This window comes from Geobacillus jurassicus NBRC 107829 (assembly GCF_001544315.1).
In the GTDB taxonomy this organism is placed as follows: Bacteria; Bacillota; Bacilli; order Bacillales; family Anoxybacillaceae; genus Geobacillus; species Geobacillus jurassicus.
In genome coordinates this window covers 74,712-89,943 of sequence record NZ_BCQG01000005.1, presented here as the reverse complement: position 1 = coordinate 89,943, position 15,232 = coordinate 74,712, and the positions used below count along the sequence as shown (strand labels likewise).

The 15,232-nt window shown below is 54.2% G+C and carries 16 protein-coding genes; 12 read left to right on the top strand and 4 right to left on the bottom strand.

The window, feature by feature from the left end:
- The first annotated feature begins 212 nt into the window (after positions 1 to 212).
- Positions 213 to 680, top strand: coding sequence for a flavin reductase family protein (locus GJ1_RS02765; RefSeq protein WP_066228152.1), 468 nt, complete (start codon positions 213 to 215; stop codon positions 678 to 680).
- A 165-nt stretch (positions 681 to 845) separates the two neighbouring features.
- Here GJ1_RS02765 and GJ1_RS02760 read toward each other — a convergent pair whose 3' ends face one another.
- A complete protein-coding gene (locus GJ1_RS02760; protein ID WP_066228122.1) occupies positions 846 to 1,409 on the bottom strand; it encodes an FAD-dependent oxidoreductase in 564 nt (187 codons plus the stop codon).
- A gap of 405 nt (positions 1,410 to 1,814) precedes the next feature.
- On the opposite strand from GJ1_RS02760, the gene GJ1_RS02755 reads away from it, so the two are divergent.
- The 6 genes from GJ1_RS02755 (at position 1,815) to ymaG (GJ1_RS19215) (ending at position 6,962) form a co-directional block, all read left to right on the top strand.
- On the top strand, positions 1,815 to 3,632 hold the full coding sequence (locus tag GJ1_RS02755; RefSeq protein WP_066228117.1) for a pyruvate kinase: 1,818 nt from the start codon (positions 1,815 to 1,817) through the stop codon (positions 3,630 to 3,632).
- A gap of 413 nt (positions 3,633 to 4,045) precedes the next feature.
- Positions 4,046 to 4,222, top strand: coding sequence for a hypothetical protein (locus GJ1_RS17535; RefSeq protein ID WP_245629325.1), 177 nt, complete (start codon positions 4,046 to 4,048; stop codon positions 4,220 to 4,222).
- Position 4,223: 1 nt separating this feature from the next.
- Entirely contained in the window at positions 4,224 to 4,940 is a 717-nt protein-coding gene (gene bioD / locus GJ1_RS02745; RefSeq protein WP_066228106.1) for a dethiobiotin synthase, read from the top strand.
- A complete protein-coding gene (bioA, locus tag GJ1_RS02740) occupies positions 4,930 to 6,309 on the top strand; it encodes an adenosylmethionine--8-amino-7-oxononanoate transaminase (protein ID WP_066228103.1) in 1,380 nt (459 codons plus the stop codon). Before bioD ends, bioA begins: the two co-directional genes overlap by 11 nt.
- 239 nt (positions 6,310 to 6,548) lie before the next feature.
- On the top strand, positions 6,549 to 6,728 hold the full coding sequence (ymaG, locus tag GJ1_RS02735; RefSeq protein ID WP_066228100.1) for an inner spore coat protein YmaG: 180 nt from the start codon (positions 6,549 to 6,551) through the stop codon (positions 6,726 to 6,728).
- 99 nt (positions 6,729 to 6,827) lie between these two features.
- Positions 6,828 to 6,962, top strand: a complete 135-nt coding sequence (ymaG, locus tag GJ1_RS19215; protein WP_011232483.1) for an inner spore coat protein YmaG — start codon at positions 6,828 to 6,830, stop codon at positions 6,960 to 6,962.
- 91 nt (positions 6,963 to 7,053) lie between these two features.
- Here ymaG (GJ1_RS19215) and GJ1_RS02730 read toward each other — a convergent pair whose 3' ends face one another.
- Together GJ1_RS02730 and GJ1_RS02725 are read right to left on the bottom strand one after the other, a co-directional pair.
- Positions 7,054 to 7,389 (bottom strand): spore coat protein, encoded by a 336-nt coding sequence (locus tag GJ1_RS02730; RefSeq protein WP_066228097.1) that lies wholly within the window; start codon positions 7,387 to 7,389, stop codon positions 7,054 to 7,056.
- Positions 7,390 to 7,404: 15 nt separating this feature from the next.
- Positions 7,405 to 7,662 (bottom strand): hypothetical protein, encoded by a 258-nt coding sequence (locus GJ1_RS02725; protein ID WP_066228093.1) that lies wholly within the window; start codon positions 7,660 to 7,662, stop codon positions 7,405 to 7,407.
- 166 nt (positions 7,663 to 7,828) lie between these two features.
- Here GJ1_RS02725 and GJ1_RS02720 point away from each other — a divergent pair, with 166 nt between their 5' ends.
- Positions 7,829 to 8,746 (top strand): proline dehydrogenase family protein, encoded by a 918-nt coding sequence (locus tag GJ1_RS02720; protein WP_066228090.1) that lies wholly within the window; start codon positions 7,829 to 7,831, stop codon positions 8,744 to 8,746.
- Between the two features lie 120 nt (positions 8,747 to 8,866).
- Here the strand turns inward: GJ1_RS02720 and GJ1_RS17530 are convergent, their stop codons facing one another.
- Positions 8,867 to 9,016: a YuzL family protein gene (locus tag GJ1_RS17530; protein ID WP_083509923.1), complete on the bottom strand. Its 150-nt coding sequence runs from the start codon at positions 9,014 to 9,016 to the stop codon at positions 8,867 to 8,869.
- A gap of 186 nt (positions 9,017 to 9,202) precedes the next feature.
- Between GJ1_RS17530 and GJ1_RS02715 the strand changes: the two genes are divergently transcribed.
- The 4 genes from GJ1_RS02715 (at position 9,203) to GJ1_RS02700 (ending at position 15,204) form a co-directional block, all read left to right on the top strand.
- Positions 9,203 to 11,590, top strand: a complete 2,388-nt coding sequence (locus GJ1_RS02715; RefSeq protein WP_066228087.1) for a 3-hydroxyacyl-CoA dehydrogenase/enoyl-CoA hydratase family protein — start codon at positions 9,203 to 9,205, stop codon at positions 11,588 to 11,590.
- 27 nt (positions 11,591 to 11,617) lie between these two features.
- Positions 11,618 to 12,790, top strand: coding sequence for an acetyl-CoA C-acetyltransferase (locus GJ1_RS02710; RefSeq protein ID WP_066228084.1), 1,173 nt, complete (start codon positions 11,618 to 11,620; stop codon positions 12,788 to 12,790).
- An 80-nt stretch (positions 12,791 to 12,870) separates the two neighbouring features.
- Entirely contained in the window at positions 12,871 to 14,655 is a 1,785-nt protein-coding gene (locus GJ1_RS02705) for an acyl-CoA dehydrogenase FadE (protein WP_066228081.1), read from the top strand.
- A gap of 171 nt (positions 14,656 to 14,826) precedes the next feature.
- Complete coding sequence (locus tag GJ1_RS02700; protein WP_066228078.1) at positions 14,827 to 15,204, top strand: arsenate reductase family protein; 378 nt, start codon at positions 14,827 to 14,829, stop codon at positions 15,202 to 15,204.
- The last annotated feature ends 28 nt before the right edge of the window (positions 15,205 to 15,232 follow it).

Genomic DNA, 15,232 nt, shown 5'->3' with positions numbered 1-15,232 from the left:
CCAGCCGTATATCGTCGTTGTTTCTTTCCCCTATTTCTGCTATGATGAGGGTAGATTTGCCCCTCATTCCGGCATGAATGGGTCTCGGTCATAGAGGCAAGATGCCGGGTGAATCGCCCGGCTTGTGGAAACATCAAGAAGGAAAGCCGCCTACACGCCAGCTGAAGGCGCAGGGCTGCTGGATGACGAAAAGGGAAGGATGGGAGAACCGTATGGATGATCGTACATTTCGCAGAGCGATGGGGAAATTTGCGACCGGCGTGACGGTCGTGACAACGGAATATCAAGGGGAAGCGAAAGGAATGACGGCGAACGCGTTTATGTCCGTTTCGCTCGAGCCGAAGCTTGTCGTCGTCTCCATCGGCCATAAAGCGCGAATGCATGACATTGTCAAGCAAACGGGGAAATTTGCCGTCAACATTTTGCGGCGCGATCAAGAGGAGTTGTCGCGCTTGTTTGCCGGCCAGTTGAAAGAAGAACGCCATGTTCCGTTTGATTGGGTGAACGGCCATCCGATTTTGCCGGAGGCGTTGGCGAATATTTTATGCAATGTCCATAGCTCGTACGTTGCCGGCGACCATACGTTGTATTTTGGCGAAGTCACCGACATTTTCATGAAAGAGGAACCGGGCGACCCGCTTTTGTTTTTCGAAGGACAATACCGAAGCATCGGACAGTAAGCGCTCCGGGATTGGCGAGGCAGTCGGCTGACATTTCGATGTGGGGGTGGAAAAGAGGCTGTCTCAAAAGGCGGTTCTTCGTTCAGCATAGCCCGCCATATCGTGTTCCGGCCGTTTATACGGCAATCAGAAAAGGTGTCCCGTCTCGTTTGGGACACCTTTTTGTCATTTTTTCAGCACGTCATGGTCAACGTACCGTTCGCCGTTCAGCTCGCTGATGACGTTGATGGCGACTTTCGCCCCGTCGCCCGCCGTGATGATCGTATGAACGCTGACGCCGGCCACCGTCCCTGCCGCCCAAATGCCGTCGATGTTCGTTTTGCCGCTGGCGTCGACGTCAATCACCGTTTTAATGCGCGGCTCCGTGCCTGGTTTGGTGCGCAGGCCGACTTTTTCCGCCAGATCAGTGGCGACGCCGGTGGCGAAAATGACGTGTTTCGCCTCAAATGAGCCGTTTTCCGTTTCGAGGCGGAAGCCGTTGTCCGTTTTTTGCACGTCCGTCACTTGTGTTTCAACCAATTCCGCGCCGAATTTGGCCGCTTGCCGTTTTCCTGTTTCAACCAAGTCCGGGCCGCTGATTTCCGGAACGCCGTAATGATTTTCCACCCAGGCGCGTTTTGTCATGCCTTTGTCGTTGTCAAACAACACCGTTTTTTTCCCCGCTTTGGCGGCGAAGATCGCAGCGCTCGCTCCCGCCGGCCCAGCGCCGATGATGGCGATGTCGTACATCGTGACAGCCTCCTTGTTTTGAATATTGGCACTATTATTACCTTATCATAAATGGAAACAGAGGCCAAATGATATGCTTGATATTTATAATTATTATCATTTTATATTTACTTTAAATAATCATAGGTGTATAATAGAAACCAACCACGCAACAAAGGGGAGAAAACGAGTGAATAAAACGATCGTTTGTGAACAGTGCGGCCAACCGCTGCGGCGGCTGAAACATTCATTGCTTTGCCAATGCGGGATGAAAATTGTCGTTCAAAAATCATATAGCTAAAAAACGATTTCCTGTTTCTGTCGTATTCAACCGGCGAATGGCGCCGGTTTTTTTCTGTCCTCATTTGGGGTGGCGGCGAATATATAAAAATAAAACCGGATTTTTCATAAGGGTTGGTGCCGCTGATGCACGACAAACAAGATTTGGGTGCTCGCTTGGCCGCTTTTTACCGAGGGATGGCGGAGTGGGTGGGACAAAAGCAGAAGTATTTCCCTCTTTCGTCCCATGAAGAGAGCCGGGATCAGTTGCTTGCTTACTTATATATGAGGGGGCACATGCCGTCGGATTTGCTTGAAGCGCTCGAAGAAAGCGGATGGAGGCTTGAGGGGCAAGAGGCTCATCTCATCGACGCGGTCGAACGAATGTTGGCTTATTTGCGCACGCCGGTTGATGGCGGATGGGAGCTTCGAAAGGTGACAAGAAAGGAAGCGAAACAGTTGCTTCATAAACGGGCCGATGCGGTGTTTGGAAGCCTGAGTTCTGTTCGGCCGACGCGCATCATGGTGACGATGGACGAGGCATGGGTGGATGAGCCGGGGTTGATCGAGCGGCTGCTTCTTTATGGCATGGACATTGCCCGCATCAATTGCGCCTACGGTTCGCCGGAAACGTGGGAGGCGCTTGTGGCCATCATTCGTCAAGCCGAGAAGCAGTTGGAGCAACAGCTGCAGGGGAGGCGATGCCGCATTTACATGGATCTGCCGGGGCCCAAAATCCGGGTCGACCGCTTGGCGGTCAACGCGGGGCCGACGAAGCTCTCTGTGAAGAAAAATCGATATGGAGAGCCAATGGAGCCGCTAGCCGGCATCATTTCCTTCTCTTCTTCCCCGCCGCCGTCTCCGCTCCCCCGCAATGTTTCATTCTTGTGGCAGTTGACGGTTGAGAACGGAGCGACCGTCGAAGAAGGGGATGAACTGCTGTTTACCGATGTGCGCGGAAAAAACCGAAAGCTGCGGGTCACTGAACAAATCGCGCCGTCTTGTTTTAAAGTTCTTCTTTCGCGGACGGCCTATGTGCAAAAAGGGATGAAACTGCGGCGCAGGTCGGCTTCTTTCACCCTTTCTTCTGTTTTGTCCATTCCAATGAAAGCGTTTGTCACCGTCGGTACGCCGCTGTATATTTATTTCGATGACGCTGCGTTTGCGGAGGCGCAGAATGGCTGCGGTGTGAAAATGACGACGACGTTGGCGAAAGCGTGGCGCAACGTGCGGGCGGGAGATCGCCTTTATTTGAACGACGGCCAAATTGCAGCGCGGGTCGTCAAAGTGCACGAGCGGCATGTGGAGGCTAAAGTCGTTGCCGATGGCGGAAAGCGGAAAGCGATTAAGCAAGGAACAGGCATCCATCTTCCCGATTCGTTTCTCCATTTGACGGTTCCACCGCTCACTGACCGCGACCTTGAATGGATTCCGTTCATCGCGAGCCATGCGGATATCGTCGGGCTGTCGTTTGTTCAGGCCCCTCATGACCTGCGAAAGCTTTATCATTTGCTTGCCGAACAAGGGGCTGGCTCTCTCCCGGTGATTGCGAAAATGGAAACGCGGACGGCGCTTCATAACTTCATTCGCATTTTGCTTGAAGGACTGAAGCTTCCGGCGTTTGGCGTGATGATTGCGCGCGGTGATTTGGCGCTGGAGATCGGGTTTGAACATCTTGCTGCCGCACAGAACGACATTTTGGCGCTATGCCGGGCGGCCCACATTCCGGTCATTTGGGCGACGCAAGTGCTTGAACAAATGGCGAAAAAGGGAATTCCGTCGCGCGCGGAAATCTCGGACGTCTCGCTTGGAAAGCAGGCGCAATGCATCATGTTGAACAAAGGAAGGCATATTGCGGAGGCGGTGCGCTTATTGTCGTTTTTGTTGGAAAAACAAGAGGGACAGAGCGGATCGTCGGTGATGCCGAAAACGGACGGCGAACGGATGAACCCGTTCCACTTGTGAGTGGGTGGAGGTGGAGCTTTCGGAAAGGTGCGGCTTCTTGTTGTTTGATGAAGAACGATCGCAAGCGATTTTGCCGGTTGCAGTGTGTAGTTCCGACTACCTGTGCAATGAACGTTCAGCGTTTAGTATTCAGATTGTGTGCGATGAAGAAATGGTTCGCGAATTGGAGGAAATCGCAATGACAGAACAAGAAATTTTAGAAGCGTTAGATTTTTGCACGCAAGAACCCTGCGACTTTAGTTGTGGGAAGAGGCAGAATCCTTATAGGCTTTTCTCTAGCAATGTCAAAAGGGGTTCCCGCTGTTTTGGGGACTCCGTATTTTTTGTTATATGTAAACCTTTATAAAAATTAAGTTGACAAATAACAGGATCATCAGGCAAAATAGAAACAAATATTGGGGAGGAGGGGAAACGTGCGCATCCGTTCCTTTATTTGGGCTGCACTGTTTGCGGCGTTGACGGCTGTTGGCGGGTTGATCAAAATTCCGGTGCCGGGGGATCTTGTGCTTTGCGTCGTTTGTTCTGTCATCGCGGCGCGCGTATGGCCGCGCATCCGACCGATCATCATGACTCAAAGGGTAGGGGGATAACATGGGAAATGCGATTTTCATGACCGGAACGGGAACGGAAATCGGCAAAACGGTCGTCACTTCCATCGTGGCGTTGGCGCTGGAGCGGCTTGGGATGAGCGTAAGCGTGTTTAAACCGGTTCAGACTGGACTGGCCGAAGACGGGGTGTCGTTTGCCGAACAATATTGGTATGAACGAGTGGCGAAGCTTTCCGCATCAGAAGGCATGTACTATATGGAACCGGCGATGTCGCCGCATTTAGCGGCGAAGTTGACCGGCACGTCCATCGAACCAGAGCGGATTGCCGAACGGTTGGAATGGTTGAAGCAGCGCTATGATGTGGTGCTCGTCGAAGGAGCGGGAGGGTTGGCCGTTCCGTGGTGCGAGCGCGGCGGACGATGGTATATGACGAGCGATTTTGTCCGCGATTATGAGCTGCCGGCGGTTCTCGTCTCGCTTTGCGGGCTTGGCGCCATTCACCACGCGGTGACGACGGCGGCGTATGCGAACGCCAAAGGCATTCGCCTGTTGGGCCTTGTGTTCAATCAGTTTCAGGAGCAAGAGATCATCCACCAAAACAACGTGGAAACGATCGCCGCCTTGCTTCAGCTGCCGGTGCTGGCGGTCGTGCCGCTCCTTCCCGCGGTGGCCAGGCGGGAACTTGAAGCCCTAGCTGAGCAGTGGATCGACCAAGGAAAGGCGAACCAATGGCTGGAGGTGCTTGGCGTTGGCGTATAGCTATGAGCAATTGGAACAGTGGGACAAGCAGTACGTCTGGCATCCGTTCACGCAAATGAAGCAGTATGCCAAAGAACGCCCCTTGATCATTGAACGCGGGCAAGGAAGTTATTTGTACGATGTTGACGGCAACCGGTACTTAGACGGCTATGCGTCGCTGTGGGTCAATGTCCACGGGCATAACGATCCGGAGTTGAATGCGGCGCTATCTGAACAGCTTGCGAAAATCGCCCACTCGACGCTGCTTGGCTCGGCGAATGTACCGTCGATTTTGCTCGCCAAGACGCTCGTTGGTTATTGGCCGGGGATGTCGAAAGTGTTTTATTCCGATACCGGGGCGGCGGCGGTGGAAATCGCGCTAAAAATTGCCTATCAGTATTGGAAAAACATCGACCCGGTCAAATATGCGAAGAAGAACAAGTTTGTCTCGTTGAAGGAAGCGTACCACGGCGATACGGTCGGGGCGGTGAGCGTCGGGGGGATGGATGTGTTCCACCGCATTTTCGCGCCGCTTTTGTTTGAGCGGATCGAAGTGCCGTCGCCGTACGTGTACCGCATGGAGGAATACGGAAGCGAGCAGGAGATCGTCCGCTATTGTTTGCGCGAGCTTGAGCGGGTGCTTGAGGAACAGCACGATCAAATCGCCGCGGTTGTCATCGAGCCGCTTGTGCAAGGAGCGGCGGGGATCATTGTCCATCCGCGTGGGTTTTTAAAAGGAGTGGAGACGCTTTGCCGCCGGTACGGGGTGCTCTTCATTTGCGATGAGGTCGCCGTCGGCTTTGGCCGCACGGGCACGATGTTCGCCTGCGAACAGGAAGGGGTGGCGCCTGATCTTGTCTGCCTTGGAAAAGCGATCACCGGAGGATATTTGCCGCTCGCGGCTACTCTTGTCACGGAAGAGATCTATGCGGCGTTTCTCGGCGATGTGGACGAAGACAAAACGTTTTACCACGGACATACGTACACAGGGAATCAGCTCACTTGTTCCGTTGCGCTGAAAAACATAGAGCTCATCGAAAAACGCGGCCTGATTGACAGCGTGCAACGGAAGGCGCGCCGGCTGGCCGAATGGTTGGATCGGTTGTATGAAATTCCAATTGTCGGCGACATCCGGCAAAAAGGATTGATGTGCGGCATTGAAATCGTGAAAGACCGAAAAACGAAAGAGGTGTTTCCACGCGCAGCCATGGTGGAGCACCGGATCATCCTCGAGGCGCGCCGGAGAGGGCTTGTCATCCGTCCGCTCGGTCCGGTGTTGACGTTCATTCCGGTTCTTTCCATGAGCGAAGACGAAATGGCTGAGGCGGTGCGCATTTTGTTCGATTCGATCGCCTGTTTGTATGAACAGGTGCGCATGGAGCTTGTGTGAACGCGGGCGGCGGACAGCCGCCTGTTTTCGTTTCGGGCAGATCGGTGATGCAACGGAAAAGGCGGATCATCCAACTTTTTCTAGATGGAGAAATCTTGTCAGATCAGCCCTCCTCTCCGATCGGGCGCCGCCGGTTTGGGCACACAAGAGTTTTTTCCCCGCCTCTTGGGTACCGGCCTAGGCAACGGGCGTTTTTCATACATACAGTGGGACTAAAGCAGGCGGAAGGGGGGAGCAAGGTGAACCATCTCCAAATGGCGGATGAGCGCATTTGGCGGCCATGGGGCTGGGGATTTTGGCGGCCGCGCCCGTTTTTCTTCGGCGCTCCGTTTTTCGGCGGCTTTTTAGGCGGCTTGCTTGGGAGCGCATTGTTCCCGCCGTTTTTCTATCCGTGGTGGTATGGCCCGATTTGGTGGTGAGAAACCGGCAAGGGTTGGGCAGACGGCCCACCCTCTTTTTTTATTGGCGCATATGAATAAAGTAAAGCATTCCATTCAAAAACGAAAGGAGAAGGAACGATGTTATTTCCAGGATTGTTGTTTGGCGCCCCGTTTGTCGGTGGCTTCTTGGGAGGATTGCTCGGCGGCGCGTTGGCTCCGCGTCCGTTTTACCCGTATCCACCATATCCGCCGTACCCGGGTTGGTGGTATTAATCGGCTGTTCATGAAAGAATATGCGCCCTGTCTTCTTAACGGATTTAGAAAGAGGATGTCCGCCTGCCGTTCCGGACATCCCCTCGTTTTGTTATTGCATCGCATTCCGTTGATAAGGAAGCTGATTCGTATATCCTTGGAACTGCTGGTACGTTTGCTGAAGCTTTTGCGGGTCAGCGGCTTCAAGCTTGTACCATCCTTTTTTGAACATCAAATTGTACAAGTCGCGCTGGCAGTTTTGCGTTTCGGTAAAAATGTTCATCATATCTTGATATAACGGTTGGTTGCTCGCTTCATGCAAAAAGACGCTGTAGGACAAGGTCATGTATTTCTCTGTCGCCAGCATATCGTTCAAGAAATCACGCTCATTCATTTGCGGCGTTTTCGGCACTTGCGTCTCCGGGTTTTGCACTTGTCTTGTGTTCATGCGGCGTTCCTCCTTTCACATCACAGGCGGCTGCGGCGGGTTTTGCAAATGGCGCAACATCATTTCGTAATGGCGCTGATGCATCTGGCCGGCGCGCTCGATCGCCTGCACTACTTCAGGGTCTCGGCATTGCGAGGCGAAAAAGTGCGCTTTTTTCGCCGCAAGCAAGTTCCATGACATCATATCGGAAAAGTACATGGCGTCTTTCATGGACACCATTTGCGGCGGCTCGGGCATCGCCGCCTGCGGATTCATTTGCGGTTGCTGTTGCATCGTTGTTCGCTCCTTTCGTTGGTTGTTCGCTTGTAGATTGTCCAACGAGTGGAAAACTATACATAAATAAAAAATAAATCACTCTGAAAAAACATATTCATATAGAACGGAAACGTGGTACAATAAGGAATGGTGAATGCGTTTCCATACAAGGAGGCTGGCAACAGTGGAGCAGTTGATGCGCGATTTTTTCCTCTTCTTATCGAAAAATAAAACATTGACAAAATGGGCGAAGCGATACGGCCTCCGCTTCGGCGCTTCCAGGTTTGTCGCCGGCGAAACGATCGATGAAGCGGTGCGTGTCATCCGTCAGCTGAACGAAAAAGGGCTGGCGGTCACGGTCGACTATTTGGGCGAATTTGTCGACAATGAGCAGGAAGCGAATGAAATGGCGAGCCACTGCCTAGAGGCGATTGAAGCGATCAGCCGAGAGAAGTTAAACTCGCAGCTGTCGCTGAAAATGACATCGATGGGGCTTGATATTTCCGATGATCTTGTGATGCGCAACATGCGCCGCATTTTGGATGCGGCCAAACAGCGCGGCGTGTTTGTGACGATCGATATGGAGGACTACTCGCGCTGCCAAAAGACGCTCGATATTTTTAAACAGCTGAAAAAAGAATACGACAACGTCGGTACGGTGCTGCAGGCGTATTTGTACCGGACGGAACAAGACATTGAAGACTTAAAGCCGTACCGCCCGAACTTGCGGCTCGTCAAAGGAGCGTACAAAGAACCGCCCGAGGTGGCGTTTCCGGATAAAAAAGATGTCGATGAGAACTTTAAGAAGATCATTAAAATGCATTTGCTAAACGGCAACTATACGGCCGTGGCGACGCATGACGATGCCATCATTGAGTATACGAAGCGGCTCGTCAAGGAATACAACATCCCAAACAGCCAGTTCGAATTTCAAATGTTGTACGGCATCCGCCCGGAGCGCCAAGTGCAGCTGGCGCGCGAAGGATATACGATGCGCGTGTACGTTCCGTACGGCACCGACTGGTACGGCTACTTTATGCGCCGGCTCGCCGAACGACCGGCCAACGTGGCGTTCGTCTTAAAGGGCATCATCCGCAAGTAGGTGCAAAAATGAAAAGGCTGGCGGCTGCGAGAGGAGTTCAGCGATGCGAGATGGCCATCGCCTTGGGGCAAGCGCGGCCGGTCCTTGGTGCAGGTCAAAGGGGACAAAACGCCATGAGCGTTAGTCCCCTTGCATGTTATGTTTTTTGTATTGCTGATTTTGGCTTGTCCGCTTGCCGCCGCCGTCGGCTTCGACCGTCGGGCCGGTGTTTCCTTTGACGCTTGCCGCGCTGACGCCTCGCTCAGATGGATTTTTTTTTAACCGGGCCATCGATGGTTCACCTCCTATCCTTAGTATGGGCAAAAATCGGAGCGCGATGTCGGGAAAAATGTGCGGCAAATATGTTGCGAAAATTACTAACATACTATATATTTAGTTATAGAGAGCGGTTTCAACGATATTTTTTTCATCAAAAAATGAATGACCATTCATTCAATGGTGTGAGGGGGAACAGGAATGGCAAAACGCATTCGGCGCGCCGCGGTGCTTGGCTCCGGCGTCATGGGTTCGGGCATTGCCGCCCATTTGGCGAACGTCGGCATTCCGACGCTGCTGTTGGATATCGTGCCGCGGGAATTGACGAAAGAGGAAGAAGCAAAAGGATGGACGCTCGAGCATAAACAAGTGCGCAACCGCCTCGCCAATCAGGCGCTGGAAAGGCTGCTCAAGCAAAAACCGGCGCCGCTCATGTCCAAAGACAACATCACCTTGATTGAAACGGGCAACTTTGAGGATGACTTTCATCGGCTCGCTGAAGTGGATTGGATCATTGAAGCGGTCGTTGAAAAGCTGGAAGTGAAAAAAGAGGTCTTCGCCCGCGTTGACGAGGTGCGGACGCCGGGAACGATCGTCAGCTCGAACACATCCGGCATTTCGATCGCCGCGATGGCGGAGGGGCGTTCCGATGATTTCAAAAAACACTTTTTAGGCACGCATTTCTTCAACCCGCCGCGCTATTTGAAGCTGCTTGAAATCATCCCGACGGAACATACGGATCCAGAAGTCGTCGCTTACATGAAAACGTTCGGTGAAGACGTGCTCGGCAAAGGCGTCGTCATGGCGAAAGATACGCCGAATTTCATCGCCAATCGGATCGGCACGTACGGGTTGCTTGTCACCGTCCGCGAGATGGTGCAAGGCGGCTACAGCGTCGGCGAGGTCGATTCGGTGACGGGGCCGCTCATCGGCCGGCCGAAAAGCGCGACGTTCCGCACGCTCGATGTCGTCGGGCTGGATACGTTCGTCCACGTCGCCAACAACGTGTATGAAAACGTCGAAGGGGAAGAGAAAGAGGCGTTCCGCGTTCCGGAGTTTATGAAAACGATGCTTGAAAACGGCTGGCTCGGCAGCAAATCCGGACAAGGCTTTTTTGTCAAACAAGGAAAAGACATTCTCGAGCTGAACTACGTCACGATGCAATACGAGCCGCGCAAAAAGCTTGTCACCCCGGCGGTGGAGATGGCCAAGCAGGCGAAAGGAACGGCCGCCAAGCTGCAAACACTCGTGTATGCCGATGGCGACCGCGCGGGAACGCTCCTTTGGAACATCATCGCGCCGACATTGCTGTACACCGCCCGCCTTGTCGGGGAGATCGCCGACGACATCGTGGCGATCGACAAGGCGATGAAGTGGGGGTTCGGCTGGGAGCAAGGTCCGTTTGAACTGTGGGATGCGATCGGCCTTGAGAAGTCGGTGCGCAAAATGCAGGCGGAAGGGCGCGACATTCCATCTTGGGTCACGGACATGCTCGCCGATGGAGTGGCATCGTTCTATAAAACGGAGAACGGCCAGCTGTTCTATTATGCGCCGGGCGGCTATAAAGTAGTGGAAGAAAACGAAAAAGTCATCCACATTCGCCGGCTGAAAGAAGCGCGCGGCGTCATCAAGAAAAACGCCGGCGCCAGCCTCATTGACCTCGGCGACGACGTGGCGCTTCTCGAGTTCCATTCGCCGAACAACGCGATTGGCGCCGACATTGTCCAAATGATCAACGAGGCGCTTGAGGAAGTCAACCGCAACTACAAAGGGCTCGTCATCGGCAACCAAGGGAAAAACTTCTGCGTCGGCGCGAACTTGGCGATGATGCTCATGGAGGCGCAAGACGAAAACTTTTTTGAATTGGAACTTGCCGTTCGCCAGTTCCAGCAAGCGCTTCTCAAAATGAAATACAACCCGAAGCCGGTCGTCGTTGCGCCGTTTGCCATGACGTTGGGCGGCGGGGCGGAAGTGAGCCTGGCGGCTTCGCGCATCCAGGCGGCGGCCGAGACGTACATCGGGCTTGTCGAAGTCGGCGTCGGCTTGATTCCGGGCGGCGGCGGCAACAAGGAGCTGTACATCAAACGGTTGAACAGCCTGCCGCGCGGCGTGGACATCGACTACGTCAAAATCGCGGCCAGCGTATTTGAAACGATCGCCATGGCGAAAGTGTCGACGTCAGCGGCGGAAGCGCGCGAGCTTGGCTTCTTGAATCACCGCGACGGCATCACGATGAACGGCGATCACCTGCTGTATGAAGCGAAACAGGCGGTGCTTTCGATGTATGAGGAAGGATACCGGCCGCCGGTTCGGAAAAAAGTGCCGGTCGCCGGCGAAAGCGGCTATGCGGCCATGCTCTTGGGGGCGCAGTCGATGTTCCATTCCGGCTACATCAGCGAGCACGATTTGAAAATCGCGAAAAAGCTGGCGTATGTTCTAGCCGGCGGCAAGGTGCCATACGGAACGGAAGTCGACGAGCAATACTTGCTCGATCTCGAGCGCGAGGCGTTTTTGAGCTTGATCGGCGAGCCGAAGACGCAAGCGCGCATGCAGCATATGCTTGTGAAAGGAAAACCGCTCCGCAACTAAAGCGGGGGAGATCAAGGGGGGATTGGCGTGAGAGAAGCGGTTATTGTCGCGGGAGCGCGCACACCGGTCGGAAAGGCGAAAAAAGGGACGCTCGCCCATGTGCGGCCGGACGATTTAGGAGCGCTCGTCGTGAAAGAAACGATCAAGCGCGCGGGGAACTATGAAGGAAACATTGACGATCTCATTATTGGGTGCGCCATGCCGGAGGCGGAGCAAGGGCTGAACATCGCCCGCAACATCGGCGCGCTCGCCGGGCTGCCGTATACGGTGCCGGCGATCACGATCAACCGGTATTGCTCGTCCGGCTTGCAGGCGATCGCCTATGCGGCCGAACGGGTGATGCTTGGCCATTCCGATACCGTCATTGCCGGCGGGGTCGAATCGATGAGCATGGTGCCGATGATGGGGCATGTCGTCCGCCCGAACGCCCGCTTGGCCGAAGAGGCGCCGGAATACTACATGTCGATGGGGCACACCGCCGAGCAAGTGGCGAAAAAATACGGCGTCAGCCGCGAAGACCAAGACGCGTTCGCCGTGCGCAGCCATCAGCGCGCCGCCAAGGCGATCGCCGAAGGAAAGTTCGATGAAGAAATCGTGCCGGTTGAAGTGACGGTGCGCAAAGTGGAAGGAAGCAAACTCGTCGAAGAGAAAATCGTCTTTGCTAAAGACGAAGGCGTGCGCCCAGATACGAACATGGAGACGCTCGCGAAACTGCGCCCGGCGTTTGCGGTGAACGGCACCGTCACCGCCGGCAACGCGTCGCAAATGAGCGACGGGGCGGCGGCGGTCATGGTGATGGACCGCGAAAAAGCGGAGTCGCTCGGATTGAAGCCGCTCGGCAAGTTTCGGTCGTTCGCGGTTGCCGGCGTGCCGCCGGAAGTGATGGGAATCGGCCCGGTCGCGGCGGTGCCGAAAGCGTTGAAGCTGGCCGGCCTTGAGCTGTCGGACATCGGCTTGATCGAGCTGAACGAAGCGTTCGCCTCGCAATCGATCCAAGTCATCCGGGAACTTGGGTTGGATGAGGACATTGTCAACGTCAACGGCGGGGCGATTGCTCTGGGCCACCCGCTCGGTTGCACGGGCGCGAAGCTGACATTGTCTTTGCTTTACGAAATGCGGCGCCGCAACGTGCAGTTCGGCATCGTTACGATGTGCATCGGCGGCGGCATGGGCGCGGCTGGCGTGTTTGAGCTGCTGTAATCCGCGAGGGCGGATGGATTCCAGTGGGCGGCATCGTCTGCCGCTCACACGATAAAATACATCGGGGGAGGAAAATGATCATGGCCAAAACGATCGAAAATGCCGTAAAAGGCGGCAGCTTTTTGATTGAAGACATTCCGGCAGAGCGCGTCTTTACGCCGGAAGATTTCACCGACGAACATCAGATGATCGCGAAAACGACGGAAGAATACGTCAACAATGAAGTGCTTCCGCAGCTCGAGCATTTGGAAAACCACGAATTTGACCGTTCGGTGAAATTGCTCCGCAAGGCGGGCGAACTCGGGCTGCTCAGCGCGGACATTCCGGAAGAATACGGCGGCTTGGGTCTTGACAAAATCAGCTCGGCCATCATTGCGGAAAAAATGGCGCCCGCCGGCGGTTTTGCGATTTCGCACGGAGCGCACGTCGGCATCGGGTCGCTGCCGATCGTGTTGTTCGGCACGGAAGAACAAAAACAAAAATATTTGCCGTATTTAGCGACCGGCGAAAAAATCGCCGCCTACGCCTTGACGGAGCCGGGATCGGGTTCGGACGCCCTCGGCGCGAAAACGACGGCGAGATTAAACGCGGAAGGCACGCATTACATTTTAAACGGCGAAAAACAATGGATCACCAACTCCGGTTTTGCTGATGTGTTTGTCGTCTATGCAAAAGTCGACGGCGAACATTTCACCGCGTTCATCGTGGAACGCGACTTCCCGGGCGTTTCAACTGGTCCGGAAGAAAAGAAAATGGGGATTAAAAGCTCATCGACGCGGACGCTCATTTTGCAAGATGTGCCGGTGCCGAAAGAAAACGTGCTCGGTGAAATCGGCAAAGGCCATGTCATCGCCTTCAACATTTTGAACATCGGCCGCTATAAACTTGGATTAGGGGCGGTCGGCGGCGCGAAGCGGGCGCTTGAGATCACGTTGAAATACGCCAATCAGCGCCAGCAATTCAAACGGCCGATTTCGCAATTTACGCTGACACAAGAAAAATTTGCGACGATGGCGTCGCGCCTGTATGCCGCCGAAAGCTCGGTTTACCGCACGGTCGGTTTGTTCGATGAACGGATGGGCCTGCTTGATGCGGAAAAAGCGAAAGATGGCAAGGAAGTGGCGAAGTCGATCGCCGAATATGCGATCGAATGCTCATTGAACAAGTTTTTTGCGACGGAAGTGCTCGATTACATCGTTGATGAAGGCGTGCAAATCCACGGCGGCTACGGCTTTATGCAGGAATACGAAATTGAGCGCGCCTACCGCGATTCGCGCATCAACCGCATTTTCGAGGGGACGAACGAAATCAACCGCCTTCTCGTGCCGGGCATGTATTTGAAAAAGGCGTTAAAAGGCGAGCTGCCGCTCTTCCAAAAAGCGCAGCAACTTCAGGAAGAACTGATGATGATGACCGCAGAAGAGCCAGGGACGGGTGCGCTGGAACAAGAGAAATACTTGGTGCGCAACGCGAAAAAAATCGCCTTGATGGTCGCCGGCTTAGCAGCGCAAAAATACGGCCAGCGCATTGAAGAAGAGCAAGAAGTGCTTGTCAACATTGCCGACATCGTCTCGAACATTTACGCGATGGAATCGGCCTTGTTGCGCACGGAAAAAGCGATCAACGCGAGCGGGGAAGAGAAAAACAAACAAAAACTTCTTTATACGCAAATTTTCTGCCAAGAGGCGTTCAATGAAATTGAAGCCCATGCGAAAGAAACGCTCGTCGCCGTCGAACAAGGCGACACGCTGCGAATGATGCTCGCCGCTCTCCGCCGGCTGACGCGCCATACGCCGATCAATGTGATCGCGAAAAAACGCGAAGCGGCCGCCGCGCTCATTGAAGCAGAACGGTATATTGTGTGATAATAGGAAGTACCAAGCTGCGGCTTGGTACTTTTTGCTTGATGGGCATTTCATTCGGGCGGGCCAGACGCCAAGACAGGCTTGCCGCGCCGCGATCGTCGATCCATCATTTCAAAGAGGGGCGCGGCACGCGGCGGTTGGTTGATCCATCATTTGAAGGGAGGGGTGGCTATGGCGTTGACGCTCTATTGGTATCCGAAGTGCGGCACGTGCCGGAAAGCGAAAAAATGGCTCGATGAGCGAGGGATCCATGTGCGGATGGTGCATCTTGTTGATGAGCCGCTGACGAAAGAAGAGCTCGCCCGTTTGCACCGCCAAAGCGGGCTGCCGCTGAAAAAATTTTTTAACACGAGCGGGATGAAATACCGCGAACTCGGTCTGAAAGATAAGCTCGATCGCGCTTCGGAAGAGGAGATGCTTGATTGGCTCGCCTCCGATGGAATGCTGGTGAAACGGCCAATTTTAACGGATGGCGAGCGGGTTGTTGTCGGATTTCGCGAACAAGAGTATGAGGCGTTTTTCGCTCAGCGTCCGCCGGCGGCGACATAAAAAATTTTTTGCAAAATAGGGCGAATTC

Coding starts and splice junctions, on each gene's coding strand:
- GJ1_RS02765 (WP_066228152.1), top strand. CDS start 213: ATGGATGATCGTACATTTCGCAGAGCGATGGGGAAATTTGCGACCGGC.
- GJ1_RS02760 (WP_066228122.1), bottom strand. CDS start 1,409: ATGTACGACATCGCCATCATCGGCGCTGGGCCGGCGGGAGCGAGCGCT.
- GJ1_RS02755 (WP_066228117.1), top strand. CDS start 1,815: ATGCACGACAAACAAGATTTGGGTGCTCGCTTGGCCGCTTTTTACCGA.
- bioD (WP_066228106.1), top strand. CDS start 4,224: ATGGGAAATGCGATTTTCATGACCGGAACGGGAACGGAAATCGGCAAA.
- ymaG (WP_011232483.1), top strand. CDS start 6,828: ATGTTATTTCCAGGATTGTTGTTTGGCGCCCCGTTTGTCGGTGGCTTC.
- GJ1_RS02730 (WP_066228097.1), bottom strand. CDS start 7,389: ATGAACACAAGACAAGTGCAAAACCCGGAGACGCAAGTGCCGAAAACG.
- GJ1_RS02725 (WP_066228093.1), bottom strand. CDS start 7,662: ATGCAACAGCAACCGCAAATGAATCCGCAGGCGGCGATGCCCGAGCCG.
- GJ1_RS17530 (WP_083509923.1), bottom strand. CDS start 9,016: ATGGCCCGGTTAAAAAAAAATCCATCTGAGCGAGGCGTCAGCGCGGCA.
- GJ1_RS02715 (WP_066228087.1), top strand. CDS start 9,203: ATGGCAAAACGCATTCGGCGCGCCGCGGTGCTTGGCTCCGGCGTCATG.
- GJ1_RS02705 (WP_066228081.1), top strand. CDS start 12,871: ATGGCCAAAACGATCGAAAATGCCGTAAAAGGCGGCAGCTTTTTGATT.
- GJ1_RS02700 (WP_066228078.1), top strand. CDS start 14,827: ATGGCGTTGACGCTCTATTGGTATCCGAAGTGCGGCACGTGCCGGAAA.